The sequence below is a fragment of the Nonomuraea sp. NPDC049750 genome, from assembly GCF_040659625.1.
In the GTDB taxonomy this organism is placed as follows: domain Bacteria; phylum Actinomycetota; class Actinomycetes; order Streptosporangiales; family Streptosporangiaceae; genus Nonomuraea.
In genome coordinates this window covers 560,393-576,777 of the sequence record NZ_JBFANB010000003.1, presented here as the reverse complement: position 1 = coordinate 576,777, position 16,385 = coordinate 560,393, and the positions used below count along the sequence as shown (strand labels likewise).

Genomic DNA, 16,385 nt, shown 5'->3' with positions numbered 1-16,385 from the left:
CCATACCCCCACCGCGGGCGATCAGCGCTCGAGTTCCTTGGCCTTGGCGATGGCCTGGTCGATGCCGCCCACCATGAAGAACGCCTGCTCGGGCAGGTGGTCGTACTCGCCCGCGCACAGGCCCTTGAAGGAGCGGATGGTCTCCTCCAGCGGCACGTTCTCGCCGGGCTGGCCGGTGAACGCCTCGGCGGCGTACATCGGGTGCGACAGGAACCGCTCGATACGGCGGGCCCGCTGGACGGTGACCTTGTCCTCTTCCGACAGTTCGTCGATACCGAGGATGGCGATGATGTCCTGGAGCTCGCGGTACTTCTGCAGGATCCGCTTGGTCTCCTGGGCCACCGCGTAGTGCTCCTCGCCCACGATCTGCGGGTCGAGGATGCGGGAGTTGGAGTCGAGCGGGTCCACCGCGGGGTAGATGCCCTTCTCCGAGATCGGCCGGGAGAGCACGGTCTGCGCGTCGAGGTGGGCGAACGCGTTGTGCGGGGCCGGGTCGGTGATGTCGTCGGCGGGCACGTAGATCGCCTGCATGGAGGTGATCGAGTGACCACGCGTCGAGGTGATGCGCTCCTGGAGCACACCCATCTCGTCGGCCAGCGTGGGCTGGTAACCCACGGCCGACGGCATACGGCCGAGGAGCGTGGACACCTCGGAGCCGGCCTGCGTGAAGCGGAAGATGTTGTCGATGAAGAGCAGCACGTCCTGCTTCTGCACGTCGCGGAAGTACTCCGCCATCGTCAGCGCCGACAGGGCGACCCGCAGACGGGTGCCCGGCGGCTCGTCCATCTGACCGAAGACGAGCGCGGTGTCCTTGAGGACGTCCGCCTCCTCCATCTCCAGCCAGAGGTCGTTGCCCTCACGGGTGCGCTCGCCGACGCCGGCGAACACCGAGGTGCCACCGAAGTTGCGGGCGACCCTGCGGATCATCTCCTGGATGAGGACGGTCTTGCCCACACCCGCGCCGCCGAACAGGCCGATCTTGCCACCCTGTACGTACGGCGTGAGCAGGTCGATGACCTTGATGCCCGTGACGAGCAGCTCGGTGCGCGACTCGAGCTGGTCGAACGGCGGCGACGGCCGGTGGATGCCCCACTTCTCGTTGATCTTGAGAGAAGCGGTCGGCACGTCCAGCGACTCGCCGAGCGTGTTCCACACGTGACCCTTGACGACGTCGCCGACGGGCACCGAGATCGGCAGGCCGGTGTCCGTGACGGCCGCACCCCGGACCACACCGTCGGTGGGCTGCATGGAGATGGCCCGGACGATGTTGTCACCGAGGTGCTGGGCGACCTCGAGGGTCAGCAGCTTGGTGTCCTCACCGAGGGTTACGTCGATGGTCAGCGCATTGTAGATGTCGGGCATCGCCTCGACGGGGAACTCCACGTCGACGACGGGCCCTGTGACCCGAGCCACGCGGCCGACACCGGCCGCGGGGGTCTCAACGGTCTCAACAGCCTCTGCAGTCATTTCACTCTTTCCCCGCTGCGGCGTCAGCGAGCGCGTTGGCGCCACCGACGATCTCGCTGATTTCCTGGGTGATCTCCGCCTGACGAGCCTGGTTCATCTGCATGGTGAACACGCGGATCAGCTCGTTGGCGTTGTCCGTGGCGGACTTCATCGCGCGGCGACGCGCGGCCTCCTCTGAAGCCGCCGACTCCAGCAGCGCCGTGAAGATGCGGGACTCCACGTAACGCGGCAGCAGCGACTCGAGTACGTCGGCCGCGGTGGGCTCGAACTCGAAGTAGGGCGGGATCGCGTCGCTCTCGCTCGCCTCGGTCTCCTCGACCTCCAGCGGCAGGATGCGCTTGACCACGACGTTCTGCGTGAGCATCGAGACGAACTCGGTCGAGACGATGTGGATCTCGTCGATCCCGTTCTCGTCCTTGAACGACTCGATCAGCAGCTCGGCGATCTCCTTGGCGTCACTGTAGGCGGGCTTCCTGGAGAAGCCGACCCACTGCCCGCCCATCGTCCGGTTGCGGAAGGAGTGCCAGGTGACACCCTTACGGCCGGTGACGAACGGGATGACCTCCAGGCCGCGGCTCTTCAGCAGTCCGCGCAGGGCCTCGGCCTCGCGCAGGACGTTGGCGTTGAAGCCGCCGCAGAACCCGCTGTCGCTGGTGACGACGAGCACGCCCGCCTTGGTGGGATTGTCCTTCGCCACGGTCAGCGGATGGTCGACGCTCGCCGCGTTGCTGACGACGCCGGTGACGGCGCGAGTGATCTCACGCTCGTACGGCAGCGCCGCCTGCATCCGCATCTGCGCCTTCACGATCCGCGAAGAGGCGATGAGCTCCTGAGCGCGGGTGATCTTGGCGGTCGACTTGACCGACTTGATCCGCCGCCGCAGCAGCCTTAGCTGGGCACCCATGGGCTACTTCTTCTCCGCCGAGCGGACGACCTTGCGAATCTTCTCCTGGCCGACCTCGCCCTCTTCGAGCGGTGCGACCGGCTCGTCCTTGACCAGGAGCTCGCCGGAGAAGGTGGTGAAGGACTTCTTGAACTCCGTGATGGCGTCCTTGAGGACGGTCACCGTGTCGTCCAGCAGATCGTTGGTCTCACGGATGCTGTCGAAGACACCCTTGTGCTTGCTCTGCAGGTAGTCCAGGAACTCCGACTCGAAGCGGCGGATGTCCTCGACCGGCACCTCGTCGAGCTCACCGGTGGTGCCCGCCCAGACCGACACGACCTCGCGCTCGACCGAGAACGGCGAGTATTGCGCCTGCTTGAGCAGCTCGGTCAGACGCTGACCGCGCTCCAGCTGAGCCTTGGACGCCGCGTCGAGGTCGGACGCGAAGGCCGCGAAGGCCTCCAGGTCGCGATACTGCGACAGCGACAGACGCAGCGTGCCCGCGACCTTCCGCATCGCCTTGATCTGCGCCGAGCCACCGACTCGCGAGACCGAGATACCGACGTTGATGGCGGGGCGGATACCGGCGTTGAAGTAGTCGGTCTCCAGGAAGCACTGCCCGTCGGTGATGGAGATGACGTTGGTCGGGATGAACGCCGAGACGTCGTTACCCTTCGTCTCGATGATCGGCAGACCGGTCATCGACCCCGCGCCCATGTCGTTGGAGAGCTTGGCGCAGCGCTCCAGCAGGCGGGAGTGCAAGTAGAAGACGTCGCCCGGGAAGGCCTCACGGCCCGGCGGACGGCGCAGCAGCAGCGAGACCGCGCGGTAGGCGTCGGCCTGCTTGGTCAGGTCGTCGAAGACAATGAGAACGTGCTTGCCCTGGTACATCCAGTGCTGCCCGATGGCGGAACCGGTGTAGGGCGAAATGTACTTGTAGCCCGCGGGGTCGGACGCCGGGGCGGCGACGATCGTGGTGTACTCGAGCGCGCCCGCCTCCTCGAGGCGAGCCCGCACCTGGGCGATCGTCGAGCCCTTCTGGCCGACCGCGACGTAGACGCAGCGCACCTGCTTGTCCGGGTCACCGGACGCCCAGTTGTCGCGCTGGTTGATGATGGTGTCCACGGCGATCGCGGTCTTGCCGGTGCCACGGTCACCGATGATCAGCTGACGCTGGCCACGGCCGATCGGCGTCATGGCGTCGATCGCCTTGATGCCGGTCTGCAGCGGCTGCTTCACCGGCTGCCGCTGGACGACCGACGGGGCCTGGAGTTCGAGGGCGCGCAGGCCCTCGGACTCGATGGCGCCCTTGCCGTCGAGCGGGTTGCCGAGGGGGTCGACCACGCGGCCGAGGAAGCCATCGCCGACGGGCACGGACAGGACCTCGCCCGTCCGGCGGACCGTCTGGCCCTCCTCGATGCTGCTGAAGTCGCCCAGGACCACGACACCGATCTCGCGGGTGTCGAGGTTGAGTGCCAGGCCGCGCGTGCCGTCCTCGAACTCGAGCAGCTCGTTCGCCATCGCCGAGGGAAGGCCGGAGACATGGGCGATGCCGTCGCCACAGTCGACGACGGTCCCGATCTCCTCGCGCGCGGCGCCTTCCGGTTCGTACGCCTGGACGAAGCGCTCAAGCGCGTCCCGGATCTCGTCCGGCCGGATCGTAAGCTCCGCCATCTCTTCTCTGTCTCCTCTATCGCCCTAGCCGGCCAACCGGCGGCGGACTTCTTCGATTCGTCCCACAATGGTGGTGTCGATGATCTCGTCGCCGATGCGGACCGAGAAACCACCCAGCACTCGGGGATCCACTTCGACGTTGACGTGCACGTCGCGACCGTAGGAGGTGCGCAGCCACGCCGTGAGGCGCTGCTTCTGCTCCCCGGTCAGCTCGACCGCGGTGCGCACCGTCGCGACGAGGCGCTGGCGCTGCTGCGCCACCAGCCGGCTGAACTCCTCCAGGCCTGCCTCCAGGCTACGCCCACGAGGATGCACGACCACCTGCGTGATCAGGCGCAGGGTGGTGGGGGCGACCCGGCCGCCGAGCAGGTCCTGCAGCAGCTGCCGCTTGCCCTCTTCGGGAGCGGCAGCGTCGGTGAGGGCCAGGCGGAGCTCGAGGTTGGCGGCGACGATCCGGCCGAAGCGGAAGAGCTCGTCCTCCACGTCGTCCAGCTTGCCCTGCGCCTCAGCCTCCGCGGCCGCGGCGACGACGCCGAGCCGTTCGAGCACGTCGGCCAGGTCTCCGGCGCGCGACCACTTGACCTCGACCGCGGCCTCGGCCGTGGCGAGCGCGGCCGCGCTGACCTTGCCATCGAGCAGATTCCGGATGACCTGCGCCTTCTGAGCGCCGGGCCGGGCCGGGTCCGACAGGGCCCGGCGCAGTCCGTGCTCACGGTCCAGCAGGTCCGCGATCGCGTTGAGGTCCTCGGCCAACTGGCCCAGGTCCGCCGAGCCCGCCACAGCGTTGAACCGCTCCTCGACCACGGCGAGCGAGTCCTTGCTGAGGCCCCTCATCTGGTCGCTCACCGCACCGCCTGCGCGTCCGAGCGCTCCAGCTCGTCGAGGAAGCGGTCGATGACGCGGCTCTGCCGGGCCTCGTCCTCCAGGGACTCACCGACGATGCGGCCGGCCAGGTCGGTCGACAGACGGCCGATCTCGGTACGGAGCTGGGCGAACGCCGCCTGCCGGTCCGCCTCGATCTGGGCGTGCGCCGCCTCGACGAGACGGCGGGCCTCGGCCTGCGCCTCCTCGCGGAGCTCCGCCCGGATCTCCGCTGCCTGCTCGCGGGCCTCCTCACGGAGACGAGCCGCTTCCTGCCTGGCCTCGGCCAGCTGTTCGCGGTACTGCTTCTGCAGGTTCAGGGCTTCGGCCTGAGCGTCTTCCGCTCTCTTTATGCCGCCTTCGATAGCTTCGGTCCGCTCGGCCAGCGTCTTCTGGATACGCGGGACAAGGAGCCTACCGACTACGAAAAGGACGACGAGGAACGAGAAGATACCGACGACGAGCTCGAATGTGTGCGGGATGAGAGGATTGGAGCCCTCCTCCGCGGCGAGGATCGTAGCTGCCATAGTCATGGATGCAGCCTTTCGTCAGGGATTCTTCTGGTCGTCAGATGTTCTGGAAGATGAACGGCGCGACCAGACCGAGCAGGGCGAGGGCCTCGGTGAGGACGAAGCCGAGGAGCATGTTCTGGCGGATCAGGCCGTAGGCCTCGGGCTGACGCGCGATGGCCTGCACGCCCTGACCGAAGATGATGCCGACGCCGATGCCGGGGCCGATGGCGGCGAGACCGTAACCGATGGCGGTGACGTTGCCGGAGACCTCAGCGAGAACGCTCATTGCTGTATTCCTTTACTGGACGGCCGGTGAAGCGTGTCTCCACCGGTCATGGATATTCCGGTATGGATGGTTCTCAGTGCTCTGCGTGAAGTGCTCCGCCGATGTACATCGACGCCAGCATGGCGAACAGGAACGCCTGCAGGAACTGGATGAAGATCTCGAAGCCGGTGAAGATGATGGTCATGATGACACCGATGACGCCGACGGGGGCGCCCAGCGGGGTCAGCTTCTCGAACAGGAACCAGAAGCCCACCATGCTGAAGAACGCGAGGAGCATGTGGCCGGCGAACATGTTCGCGAACAGTCGGACCGCGTGCGTGAACGGCGCGATGATCATGTTCGACAGGAACTCGATCGGCGACAGCAGCACGTAGATCGGCTTGGGCAGTCCCGGCGGGAACATCATGTTCTTGAAGTAGCCGATCGCACCCTGGTGCTTGACGCCCAGGTAGACCTTCAGCACGTAGATCGAGATCGCGAGCACGGCCGGGAAGGCGATGTGCGAGGCCACGGGGAACTGCAGCAGCGGGATGACGCCCATGATGTTCCACAGGAAGACCATGAAGAACAGCGTCAGCAGCAGGCCCATCCACCGGTCGGCGTCCTTGCCCAGGAAGGGCCGGGCGACCTGGTCGCGGACGAACATGTAGCCGTATTCGGCAACATTCTGGACGCCCCGTGGCACCACCTTCGGGTTGGCGAAGGCCGCCCAGCAGAAGCCGATCACGACGATCGAGCTGAGGATCGCGAGAAGAACCGGCTTGGTGAACCAGTCCACCCCGGGAATGATGGGGGCGAAAGTGAACAGTTCATCAGGCGACGGCGCCTTGAACTGATCGTCGGCGAGGACCGTCAGCGCACTCACGCGGCGTTCCCTTCAACGTCGTAGCGGATCACAAGGGTTTCCTCAGCGAAGTGGTCGCGCCGTGCGGCTAGCGACCGTACTTGCGGTAGACCAGGTACACGGACAGCACGATCCCCAGGACGACGCCTATAGGGAAGAACGCGGACGTGTCGAGCCAACGGTCCAGCAACCAGCCGCCGCCGCCGTAGATCGCCATCCCGGCGAGCAGGTAGCTGGGGATCGACCATGCGGCGTTGGCGAAGTCCTGACCGTCGTCTTCCGGTCGGCGTTCCTGTTCGCTCATCGCGGGGCCGACGATAGCAGGCAAGTAGAGGACTAGTCATATCGGACCCCATCCCTTTACCAGCCTCATGGGCCACCGTTCCCCGGGACCTTGGCTTCGGGGTCGACATAAAGCATTTTTGTCTTCATGAACGCCCGGACCTCGAAGGCCGTCCAGACGAGCGTGCATACCACGACGGACCAGGCGAAAGCCTTGTTGTTCCACGCCGTGGTGTCACCGAAGGCCGCCAGCATCGCCATGATGGCGATGACTTTGATGAGATAGCTCACCATGGCGACGATGGCCATGATTTGCGGGGACACTCGGGCCGCGTAGGAGACGGCCACCACGCTGATGCTGAAGAAGACACCGACGAGCGCCGCGCCGATGGCCGCGCCCAGCGCTCCCTTCGCTCCCGCCAGGAGCAGGGCCACGACCACGGCGACCACCCCAACCGCGAGGGTGGGGATCGCGGCACTCTTGAGTACGCGCACGTCGTTGGCCTGCATCGGTGCTCCAGTAAGCATGTTATCAAGCGAGCGTTTGCTACCCCCAAAGCCGGTGCATTGGGGGCCCCTGCTCGTGAAAGATATCACAAGCTCACTGAAGACCGCTTTTACCTGCCGTTTCTAGTTCGCGATCATGAACGGCCTGGAACGGCAGGAATGACCGGTTTCGCCGCGGCGTTCGCGCGCTCCTGCGACGGGCCGGGCGGCGGGCCGACAGGGGGCGGGACCTGCCGCCTGACCTCGGCTTCCGGCACGATCGGCGGCATGGGGCCGGTGGGCGGGCCGTCGTCGTCGGACCTGCCGCGGGAGTGGAGGCCGCCCCTGCCCCGCCAGCGCGGCGCGGCCATCAGGACCAGCACGCCGAGCGCGAGCAGGATGACCACCGGGAACAGCAGGACGGGCACGCCGATCGTGGACAGCGCGACGATGCCGAACGCGAACAGGAACGTCCACGCGTACATGATCAGCACGGTGCGGCGGTGGGAGTGGCCGATGTCGAGCAGGCGATGGTGCAGGTGACCGCGGTCGGGCGCGAACGGCGACATGCCGTGCGAGGTGCGCCGCACGACGGCGGTGACCAGGTCGATGAGCGGGAGCACCAGCACCGCGGCGGGCACGAGCAGCGGCAGCAGCACCGGCACCTTGTTCATGCCCTCGATGATCGACGGGTCGACCGGCGTCACGGTGACGATCGAGGAGGCGAGCACGAGCCCGATGAGCATCGCCCCGGTGTCGCCCATGAAGATCTTCGCGGGGTGGAAGTTGTGCGGCAGGAATCCCAGGCAGCAGCCGATGAGGATGGCGGCGATGGCCGCCGTGGTGGCGATGCGGTCGCCGCTGATGCTCTGTTTGAGGAAGATCGAGTAGGCCCAGGTGGCCATGCCCGCGATGCAGACGATGCCCGCCGCCAGGCCGTCGAGCCCGTCGACGAAGTTGACCGCGTTGATCGCCACCACCACGACCATGATCGTGATGACGGTGCTCAGCGTGTAGTCGAGGCTGGTGGAGCCGCCCCAGTCCTTGGGCAGCGGGATGTAGGTGAGCCGCAGGCCGAACCAGACGAGCACGCCGGCGGCCGCGATCTGGCCGGCCAGCTTGATGAAGGCGTCCATGCCCCACCAGTCGTCGAGGAACCCCGTCAACGTGATGAGGCCGCCCGAGATGATCAACGCCATCACCGGGTTGCCTTCGGCCTCGCTCAGCACCTTGCCGGTGTTGGTCAGCTCGCTGGCCACCAGCAGCCCGACGACCAGCCCGCCGTACATGGCCAGACCGCCCAGTCTCGGCGTCGGCGTGGTGTGCACGTCGCGTTCGCGGACCTCGGGCATGGCGCCGATGCGGATGGCGAAGCGGCGCACCAGCGGGACGAGCAGATACGTCACCGCTGCCGCAATGAGCGCCATGAACAGGTATTCGCGCACGGACCTAGTTTCCTGGATGCTCCGACCGGCTGTGACCGGAAATCGACACACACCAGCTTAATTTTGGCTCTTAATATTGGCTGTCATATGGCTGGAAGGCCCCCAGCAGGGCCGCGACCCGCCCCTTGACCTCGGCAGCAGCGCCCGGATGGCGTACCGCCTGCACGAGCAGGGCCCCCACTTCCTTCAACTCCTGGGGCCCCATCCCCTGAGTGGTGAGACACGGCGTGCCGACACGTATCCCGGAGGTCACGGCCGGAGGCTCCGGATCGTAGGGGATGACGTTCCGGTTGAGCGTGATCCCCGCCGCGGCGCACCGCCGCTCGGCCTCGGCGCCCGACACGCCCAGTTCGCGCAGGTCGATGAGCATCAGATGCGTCTCCGTACCGCCTGACACCGGCCGCATCCCCTCTGCCGCCAGAGAGTCGCACAGCGCTTGGGCGTTGGCGACCACCTGTTTGGCGTACTCGCCGAACTCGGGCCGCAGCGCCTCGCCGAACGCCACCGCCTTGGCCGCCACGGCGTGCATGAGGGGACCGCTCTGGATGAACGGGTACACCGCCCGGTCGATCCGCGCGGCGAGCTCCGCCGTACAGAGGATGCCACCCCCGCGCGGTCCGCGCAGCGCCTTGTGCGTGGTGTAGGTGACCACGTCCGCGTACGGGACGGCGGACGGAATGGCGCCACCGGCCATCAGCCCGATCGGATGCGCCACGTCGGCGAGCAGCCAGGCGCCCACCTCGTCCGCGATGCCACGGAAGACGGCGAAGTCGATCAGCCGGGCGTAGGAGGTGGCGCCGCAGACGATCACCTTCGGCTGGTGCCGCAGCGCCAGGTCCCGTACTTCGTCGTAGTCGATGAGTTCGGTGTCCCGTCGCACCCCGTATGACACGACGTCGAACCATCTTCCCGAGAAGTTCACCTTCGAGCCATGGGTGAGATGACCGCCGTGCAGCAGATCCATGGCCAGCATGGTGTCGCCGGGCTGCAGCAGGGCCGCGTACGCCGCGAGATTGGCGGAAGCGCCCGAGTGGGGCTGCACGTTGGCGTGCTCGGCCCCGAACAACCTCAAGGCCCGCTCGATCGCCAGCCGCTCCGCCCGGTCGACGACCTCGCAGCCGCCGTAGTAGCGATGGCCCGGGTAACCTTCGGCGTACTTGTTGGTGAGGGTGGATCCGAGGGCGGCCAGGACCGCCGGGGAAGCGAGATTCTCGCTCGCGATCAGCTGGAGACCGCCGCGGACCCGTTCCAGCTCGTCGAGCAGCACCTGAGCCAGCTCGGGGTCCTGCCGCTGGAGCCGTCCGAAGTCGGGACCGTAGTAGGGCACTACACCCATCCTCCCACTGTACGGCCATTTGTCCGGTTTTCCCATGCCCCGCCGCCGCTCCGGCAGTCCGGCGGGCGTCAGTGCGCCGCTCCACGAACGTGCGCCGGACATCCGTCCTTCCTCTGCCCGACGGGGACCCAACCACGACGGACCGCCATCTTCCACTCCCCCGACGGAGAACCCGCCCGAAGGGACCCCAGCCAGTACGATCGTCTCCCCCACTCCTCGCAGGGGGCATCCCGGCCTCAACCACGACAGGCCGCCTTCCCCCGCTCCCCCGACAGGGGGGCGCCCGAAGAGACCCCAACCACCACGGGCTGCCTCCTCCTGCCAACAGGGCCCGCGTGAAGGGATCCCGAGCCACCACGGACCATCTCCTCTGCTCGCCGCGGGGGCCGCTCGAAGCGACCCCAACCACCACGGACCGCCTTCCCCTACTCCCCGCAGGGGATATCCCTCCAAAAGACCCCAGCCAGGTCAGACCGTCACTGAGATTGAGACGGACGGGTGACAAAACACCGGGGGACCATTGGGGCCACCGCCCCCGAGGAGGCGACCAGCCGAGCAGCCGGTGTGGCGGCCAGTCGAGTGAATGGGCCCAGCAGCGGCCCAGCCGGGCGGTCAGTCGGGCGGTCAGTCGGGCGGTCACTCGGACGGTCAGGTAGGCGGTCAGTGGATCGGGCTGTCAGGAGAACGCGTGAGGGGCACCGATCGCGCTAGGCACCCAGCGAGGCGTGTCGGCGGCCTCCTCGCTGATCGACGTCAGCACAGCCTGGCGGTAGAGGGCGAGCCTGGAGCGCCACGCGCCGATGTCCTCGACGTAGCGGGTGCCGACGGGGGCATCCCACGTCTGCGGGCTCTTGGCAAGCTGGTACGCCTTGTCAAGGGCCGTTGTGAGGCTCTCTAGCAGGGGTAGGACGGTCTGCCAGGCGGTGACCAGGCGCTGGTACTCGGGATTGAACTCCCAGGCCCTTGGGTGGGCTTCCAGGGGGTTTCCGTTGCCGTTGACGGGTGGGTTCTCGCCCGGCTGGCGGGGTTGAGGGGCGGGCGGGTCCAGGTACATCACACGCTCCTCTCGTGGGTCCCCGGCTCAATCGTGCCGGGCGGCCCATCTGGCTGAACATCTCTGAGCGCCCACTCGCCCCTGCCGTACTCGTCCTGCGGCACCTGCACGCTTGGCATGTCCATGGGCTGAACGTCACGGGCGTGTTCGACCAGGGTCCTGAGCGCGTCGGTGTCCAGCGGCTTCACGTCGATGGAGACGACGTCGCCGGCCCACTTCCCGGTATCTGCCCCTTGCGCCGCGTTGACGGTCGTAGCGGTGGCCTCGCGGGTGGAGCTGTCGGCGGGCGGGGGCGTCGCGCTGTCGGTGGCAGGCGGCGGGGTGGAGCCACCCTGATCCGCCGACGGCTCGGTAGGAGGCACCACGACCGGTTCGCCGACAGTGGGCATCGAGACATCCGTGGCCCGCTGCCCCGAGGGGTTGGTCGGTGTCGTGTCACCTGCTCTGTTGTCGGGCACCTGCTGGCCTGGCGGGTTGGTCGGTGTTGTGTGACCGGCCCTGTGGTCCGGCACCTGCTGACCCGGCGGGTTGGTCGGTGTTGTGTCCCCCGCCCTCTGATCGGGCACCTGCTGACCCGGTGGATCCGTCGGTGTGACCACCGACCCGTCGCCAGTCGAGCGCGTTCCAGTGTCCGTTCCCTGGCACTCGCCGGTGTCGGTCGTGGCCGCGGGTGCGTCCGCCGTCGCGGTGGAGCCTGTGGTCGCCGTGGAGTCTGTGGTCGGGGCCGTAGGGGTGGAGTCGGCCGTCTGGGCCGTGGCGGCCGTGTCCGCTGTCGAGCCCGATATGTTGTCTATGGACGGCGTGCCGGTTGCGGAGGCTATATCCCCAGTTGATGGGGTGTGGTGGCCCGTGGATGAGGCTGTGCTGCCGGGGTCGATCGTCCCCGGCTGGCCGTCGGGGCTGATGTGCCTGGGTGCCCACTCGCCCGTGCCGTACTCGCCCGCCGGGACCTCCACTCTCGGCATCTCGGCCGGCTGGATGTCGCGCGCATGGTCCACCACCGTCGACACCGCGCCGGGGTCCAACGGCTTGGCGTCGATAGACACTACGTCGCTGCCGTCGTTGGCCCAGGCGTTGACGTCCGTGCCGTTCGTGGACGCGTCGCCGGAGACCGAGGGCATCTCGGCGGGCTGCACCTTCTCGATGTCGTCGAGCAGCGCCCGCAGCTCTTCGGCCGTGGGCGGATCAATGGGCACCTGGAGCACCTTGACACCGTCGACCACGATGACCCGCGGTTTGTGCGGGTCGGAGTCGTCGGGATGGTCCTTGGCCGGGGTGTCGATGATCCCGCTGTCGGAGTCGGCACCGCGATCTCGCCTACTGGCGATGTCGTCGTCCTTGGGATCGTCACCGGTGTCGGGCGTGATGTTGTCGACATCCGGTTTGTCGTCACCCGTCTTGGCGTCCGGCTTGTCCTCACCGGTCTTGGCATCCGGTTTGTCGTCATCGCAAGCCTTAGCATCAGGCTTGTCCTCGCCCGTCTTGGCATCCGGCTTATCGCCCGTCTTCGCATCGGGCTTGTCATCCGTCTTCGCGTCAGGCTTATCGCCCGTCTTCGCGTCAGGCTTGTCATCCGTCTTCGCGTCAGGCTTATCGCCCGTCTTCGCGTCAGGCTTATCGTCCGCCTTGGCATCAGGCTTATCGCCCGTCTTCGCATCGGGCTTGTCCTCGCCGGTTTTGGCGTCCGGCTTGTCAGCAGGGGTGCCGTCGTCCGCTCGCGGGTTCTCGTACTTGGACCGCTCATCGCCTCGGTCCTTCTTGGGCTCGTCGCCGTCCTTGGCGTCGCTGCCCACCGTCGGCGCGGCCTCCTTGGCCTGATCCCCCACCCGCGGGTGATCGGCCTTCTTCTCCAGCAGCCCAAGCCGGGCCGTCACGTCGCGGACCATCACCTCGGCGGCGTCGGCCACCTGGACTGGGCGATGGGTGGTCTGGGTGGCCAGACCCGCCCCGCTCATGACCTGCCCGACACGGCCCTCGACCGACCGCATCTGCGTGACCGCGTGCTTAACCTCGGCCAGCAGATCACGGACCAGCTTGGGATCCATGCCGTCGAACTTGCCCATGGGTCACTCCCGGACGTCTCGCCGCTCCGGACTTCACCGTAAGGGCCTGCTGGCATCACCGCAGCCGGGATAATCAGACGGTATACGTCAGGCGTCCGTCCAAGCCGTACACGCCGGCTGTACGAACGAATGCATCAACCGACCGGACGAGCAGACCAGACAAGCCGGATAGGCCCAACCGGACAGACCGGGCGACGCGGGCATGCAGGCGAGCCAGCCGGGCGGACCGGACAGGGCTGGGCTGGGCTGCCGGATAAAACAGGCGGACTGACATTCTGACGGGCCGCGCGGCCAGACCGACCAGGCAGACAGTCGGTACCGACCAAGCCGATGAGCCGGACCGACCAGGCAGACAGTCCGTACCGACCAGGCCGATGAGCCGGACCGACCAGGCGGACCGACCAGGCGGACCGACCAGGCGGACAGACGGGCCGCGTGAACGGACCAGGCCGCCAGGCCCCGCGGTCAGTCGTCCGTGGCGACGTAGCCGATGATGCCCCGTAGCTTCTCCACCGGGATCGCCCCCCGCCTGAGCATCCGCGGCACCGCCGTGGTCAGGTCCAGGATCGTGGAGGGTGTGTTGTCCGTGGTCTTGCCGCCGTCCAGGTAGACCGCGACCGACTCACCCAGCTGCTCCTCGGCCTCCGCCGCCGTCATGGCCGCCGGGGCGCCCGAGCGGTTGGCGCTGGAGACGGCCATCGGGCCGGTCTCCTTCAGCAGGTCGAGCGCGACCGGGTGGAGCGGCATGCGCAGCGCGACCGTGCCCTTGGTCTCGCCCAGGTCCCAGGACAGCGCCCGGTTGGCCTTGCAGACGAGCGTGAGCGGGCCGGGCCAGAAGGCGTCGATGAGGTCCTGACCGTACGGTCCCAGGTCGTCGACCAGGGCGTTGGCCGCCCTGACGGTGCCGACGAGGACCGGTGGCGGCATGTCGCGGCCGCGGCCCTTGGCCTCGAGCAGGGCGGTGATCGCCGCGGGGGTGAAGGCGTCGGCGCCTATCCCGTAGACCGTGTCGGTCGGCAGCACCACCAACTCGCCGCGGCGTACGGCGGAGGCGGCCTCCGTCAGGCCCTCGGCCCGCTGCTCCATGTTCGTGCAGTCAAAGCGTCTTCCCACGGTCTTATCGCCTCGCTCCGCTCGGCGGGGAGCGGCGCTCTCGAGGCTCCCCCCTCCTCATTCGGTCACTTCGCGATTCGGTCACTTCGCGACCTCTCGCCGTCAGGAGAAGGCCGCGCCGCTCGCGTGCATCCTAGTCCTGGCCAAGTCTGGCCGTGACGAAGCGGTCCCTGCGGGTCAGATCCTGCCGCAGTCGTACGTCCCGCCAGCCGTTGTCCTCAGGGAACGTCAGGTAGACGGCCCTGCCCTGCTCGTCGGCATGTTCGACGGAGACCCAGCCACCAGGCCGCAGCAGGCGGCGCGCGGTACGTTCGACGGCGCGTACCTCGCCCAGACCGTCGTCCCCGGTGCCGTAGAGGGCCCGCGAGGGGTCGTAGTCGCGCACCTCGGGGTCACGCGGAATCGCGCCAGGAGGGATGTAGGGCGGGTTGGAGATGACCAGGTCGACCTTGCCGTTGAGCTCGGGCAGGGCTTCGGCCAGGTCGTCCGGATGCAGGTGGGTGCGGCCCTGGCCGTGTTCGGAGATGTTGCGCTTGGCCCAGCCGTACGCGCCGGGGTCGACCTCGACCGCGTGCACCTCGGAGAGCGCGACCTCCTGGGCGATCGACAGCGCGATCGCGCCCGAGCCGGTGCCGAGGTCGACGACCAGGGGCGCGGCGACGTCCATCGCGCGCAGCGTCTCGATGGCCCAGCCCGCCATGACCTCGGTCTCGGGCCGGGGTACGAACACGCCGGGCCCGACCGCGAGCTCCAGGTAGCGGAAATAGGCGTGGCCGGTGATGTGCTGCAGCGGCTCGCGGGCCTCGCGTCTGGCGACGCCCTCCCAGAAGAGCGCGTCGAAGTCGGCGTCCTTGACCGTGTGCAGCTCGCTCCTGCGCACGGCGTGGACGAAGGCCGCGATCTCCTCCGCGTCCGTACGCGGTGAGGGCACACCTGCCTCGGCCAGCCGTGCGGTGGCGAGGGCGATTTCGTCCAGCAGAAATGTCATGAGTGTTGTGCGAGCTTCTCCGCCATTTCGGCGTCGATGAGGGCCTGGGTGACGGCGGTGAGCTCGCCGTCGAGAACTTGGTCGAGGTTATACGCCTTGAAGCCGACTCGGTGGTCGGAGATGCGGTTTTCCGGGAAGTTGTACGTGCGAACCCGCTCGGAACGGTCGACCGTGCGCACCTGCGACTTGCGTTCGGCCTGCGCGGCGGCCTCCGCCTGCTCCTGGGCGATGGCCAGCAGCCGGGCGCGCAGGATGCGCAGCGCCGACTCCTTGTTCTGGAGCTGGCTCTTCTCGTTCTGGCAGGAGACCACGGTGCCCGTGGGCAGGTGGGTGATCCGAACCGCCGAGTCGGTGGTGTTGACGCTCTGGCCGCCGGGGCCGCTGGAGCGGTAGACGTCGATGCGCAGCTCGTTGGGGTCGATCTGGACCTCGACGTCCTCGGCCTCGGGGTAGATGAGCACGCCCGCGGCGCTGGTGTGGATGCGGCCCTGCGACTCGGTGACGGGCACCCGCTGCACACGGTGTACGCCGCCCTCGAACTTGAGCCTGGACCACACGCCCTCGTCGCCCTTGGCCTTGATCGCGACCGTGACGTCCTTGTAGCCGCCCAGGTCGGAGTGCTGGGTGTCGATGATCTCGGTCTTCCAGCCGAGCCGCTCCGCGTAACGCAGATACATCCGGAGCAGGTCGCCGGCGAACAGCGCGGACTCCTCGCCGCCCTCACCCGCCTTGATCTCCATGATGATGTCTTTGTCATCGTTGGGGTCACGCGGGATGAGCAGGTGCTTGAGCCGCTCTTCGAGGCGCGGGATGCGCTCCTCGATCTCGGCCGCCTCCGCGGCGAAGCCCTCGTCCTCGCCCGCCAGCTCCTTGGCCGCGACCAGGTCGTCGCGGGCCGACGCCAGCTCCCGGTAGGTGCCCACGATCGGGGTCAGCTGCCGGTAACGCCTGCCGAGAGTGCGGGCCTTGTTCTGGTCGGCGTGCACGGCGGGATCGGCGAGCTGCAGCTCCAGCTCGGAATACTCCTTGAGCAACTCGTCGAGATTCACCGTGCGTCCTTCGTCTGGGGTGTAACGGTCTCTTCACCAAGA

Annotated in this window: 16 protein-coding genes; all 16 read right to left on the bottom strand. The window is 67.8% G+C overall.

Features of this window, described 5'->3' with window-relative positions; translation table 11 throughout:
- Nucleotides 1–21 precede the first annotated feature (21 nt).
- Nucleotides 22–1,467, bottom strand: a complete 1,446-nt coding sequence (gene atpD, locus AB0J16_RS11125) for a F0F1 ATP synthase subunit beta (protein ID WP_357942674.1) — start codon at nt 1,465–1,467, stop codon at nt 22–24.
- 1 nt (nt 1,468) lies between these two features.
- Nucleotides 1,469–2,371 carry a F0F1 ATP synthase subunit gamma gene (locus AB0J16_RS11120; protein WP_358537194.1) on the bottom strand — a complete coding sequence of 301 codons (903 nt, stop codon included), beginning with the start codon at nt 2,369–2,371 and terminating at the stop codon, nt 1,469–1,471.
- 3 nt (nt 2,372–2,374) lie between these two features.
- Nucleotides 2,375–4,024, bottom strand: coding sequence for a F0F1 ATP synthase subunit alpha (gene atpA / locus AB0J16_RS11115; RefSeq protein ID WP_358427038.1), 1,650 nt, complete (start codon nt 4,022–4,024; stop codon nt 2,375–2,377).
- A gap of 24 nt (nt 4,025–4,048) precedes the next feature.
- The gene (locus AB0J16_RS11110; protein WP_358537191.1) at nt 4,049–4,870 is read right to left on the bottom strand and encodes a F0F1 ATP synthase subunit delta; all 822 of its coding nucleotides are present in this window, start codon (nt 4,868–4,870) and stop codon (nt 4,049–4,051) included.
- Nucleotides 4,867–5,418, bottom strand: a complete 552-nt coding sequence (locus AB0J16_RS11105) for a F0F1 ATP synthase subunit B (RefSeq protein WP_358537189.1) — start codon at nt 5,416–5,418, stop codon at nt 4,867–4,869. Before AB0J16_RS11105 ends, AB0J16_RS11110 begins: the two co-directional genes overlap by 4 nt.
- 34 nt (nt 5,419–5,452) lie before the next feature.
- Nucleotides 5,453–5,683 (bottom strand): ATP synthase F0 subunit C, encoded by a 231-nt coding sequence (gene atpE, locus AB0J16_RS11100; RefSeq protein WP_225290366.1) that lies wholly within the window; start codon nt 5,681–5,683, stop codon nt 5,453–5,455.
- A gap of 73 nt (nt 5,684–5,756) precedes the next feature.
- Nucleotides 5,757–6,548 carry a F0F1 ATP synthase subunit A gene (gene atpB, locus AB0J16_RS11095; protein ID WP_358537187.1) on the bottom strand — a complete coding sequence of 264 codons (792 nt, stop codon included), beginning with the start codon at nt 6,546–6,548 and terminating at the stop codon, nt 5,757–5,759.
- 67 nt (nt 6,549–6,615) lie between these two features.
- A complete protein-coding gene (locus AB0J16_RS11090) occupies nt 6,616–6,831 on the bottom strand; it encodes an AtpZ/AtpI family protein (RefSeq protein WP_214641702.1) in 216 nt (71 codons plus the stop codon).
- A 65-nt stretch (nt 6,832–6,896) separates the two neighbouring features.
- On the bottom strand, nt 6,897–7,319 hold the full coding sequence (locus tag AB0J16_RS11085) for a hypothetical protein (protein ID WP_358537185.1): 423 nt from the start codon (nt 7,317–7,319) through the stop codon (nt 6,897–6,899).
- A 131-nt stretch (nt 7,320–7,450) separates the two neighbouring features.
- Nucleotides 7,451–8,740: an MraY family glycosyltransferase gene (locus tag AB0J16_RS11080; RefSeq protein ID WP_358537182.1), complete on the bottom strand. Its 1,290-nt coding sequence runs from the start codon at nt 8,738–8,740 to the stop codon at nt 7,451–7,453.
- A gap of 70 nt (nt 8,741–8,810) precedes the next feature.
- On the bottom strand, nt 8,811–10,076 hold the full coding sequence (gene glyA / locus AB0J16_RS11075; protein WP_358537179.1) for a serine hydroxymethyltransferase: 1,266 nt from the start codon (nt 10,074–10,076) through the stop codon (nt 8,811–8,813).
- 676 nt (nt 10,077–10,752) lie between these two features.
- Nucleotides 10,753–11,130 (bottom strand): hypothetical protein, encoded by a 378-nt coding sequence (locus AB0J16_RS11070; RefSeq protein WP_225290361.1) that lies wholly within the window; start codon nt 11,128–11,130, stop codon nt 10,753–10,755.
- Nucleotides 11,130–13,193 carry a hypothetical protein gene (locus AB0J16_RS11065; RefSeq protein WP_358537176.1) on the bottom strand — a complete coding sequence of 688 codons (2,064 nt, stop codon included), beginning with the start codon at nt 13,191–13,193 and terminating at the stop codon, nt 11,130–11,132. Before AB0J16_RS11065 ends, AB0J16_RS11070 begins: the two co-directional genes overlap by 1 nt.
- A 465-nt stretch (nt 13,194–13,658) precedes the next feature.
- On the bottom strand, nt 13,659–14,306 hold the full coding sequence (locus tag AB0J16_RS11060; protein WP_358537174.1) for an L-threonylcarbamoyladenylate synthase: 648 nt from the start codon (nt 14,304–14,306) through the stop codon (nt 13,659–13,661).
- Nucleotides 14,307–14,439: 133 nt separating this feature from the next.
- Nucleotides 14,440–15,294: a peptide chain release factor N(5)-glutamine methyltransferase gene (gene prmC / locus AB0J16_RS11055; protein ID WP_357942650.1), complete on the bottom strand. Its 855-nt coding sequence runs from the start codon at nt 15,292–15,294 to the stop codon at nt 14,440–14,442.
- Nucleotides 15,291–16,343: a peptide chain release factor 1 gene (prfA, locus tag AB0J16_RS11050; RefSeq protein ID WP_358537171.1), complete on the bottom strand. Its 1,053-nt coding sequence runs from the start codon at nt 16,341–16,343 to the stop codon at nt 15,291–15,293. The genes prmC and prfA overlap by 4 nt, the downstream gene beginning before the upstream one ends.
- Nucleotides 16,344–16,385 lie beyond the last annotated feature (42 nt).

Coding starts and splice junctions, on each gene's coding strand:
- atpD (WP_357942674.1), bottom strand. CDS start 1,467: ATGACTGCAGAGGCTGTTGAGACCGTTGAGACCCCCGCGGCCGGTGTC.
- AB0J16_RS11120 (WP_358537194.1), bottom strand. CDS start 2,371: ATGGGTGCCCAGCTAAGGCTGCTGCGGCGGCGGATCAAGTCGGTCAAG.
- atpA (WP_358427038.1), bottom strand. CDS start 4,024: ATGGCGGAGCTTACGATCCGGCCGGACGAGATCCGGGACGCGCTTGAG.
- AB0J16_RS11105 (WP_358537189.1), bottom strand. CDS start 5,418: ATGACTATGGCAGCTACGATCCTCGCCGCGGAGGAGGGCTCCAATCCT.
- atpE (WP_225290366.1), bottom strand. CDS start 5,683: ATGAGCGTTCTCGCTGAGGTCTCCGGCAACGTCACCGCCATCGGTTAC.
- AB0J16_RS11090 (WP_214641702.1), bottom strand. CDS start 6,831: ATGAGCGAACAGGAACGCCGACCGGAAGACGACGGTCAGGACTTCGCC.
- AB0J16_RS11085 (WP_358537185.1), bottom strand. CDS start 7,319: ATGCAGGCCAACGACGTGCGCGTACTCAAGAGTGCCGCGATCCCCACC.
- glyA (WP_358537179.1), bottom strand. CDS start 10,076: ATGGGTGTAGTGCCCTACTACGGTCCCGACTTCGGACGGCTCCAGCGG.
- AB0J16_RS11070 (WP_225290361.1), bottom strand. CDS start 11,130: ATGTACCTGGACCCGCCCGCCCCTCAACCCCGCCAGCCGGGCGAGAAC.
- AB0J16_RS11065 (WP_358537176.1), bottom strand. CDS start 13,193: ATGGGCAAGTTCGACGGCATGGATCCCAAGCTGGTCCGTGATCTGCTG.
- prmC (WP_357942650.1), bottom strand. CDS start 15,294: ATGACATTTCTGCTGGACGAAATCGCCCTCGCCACCGCACGGCTGGCC.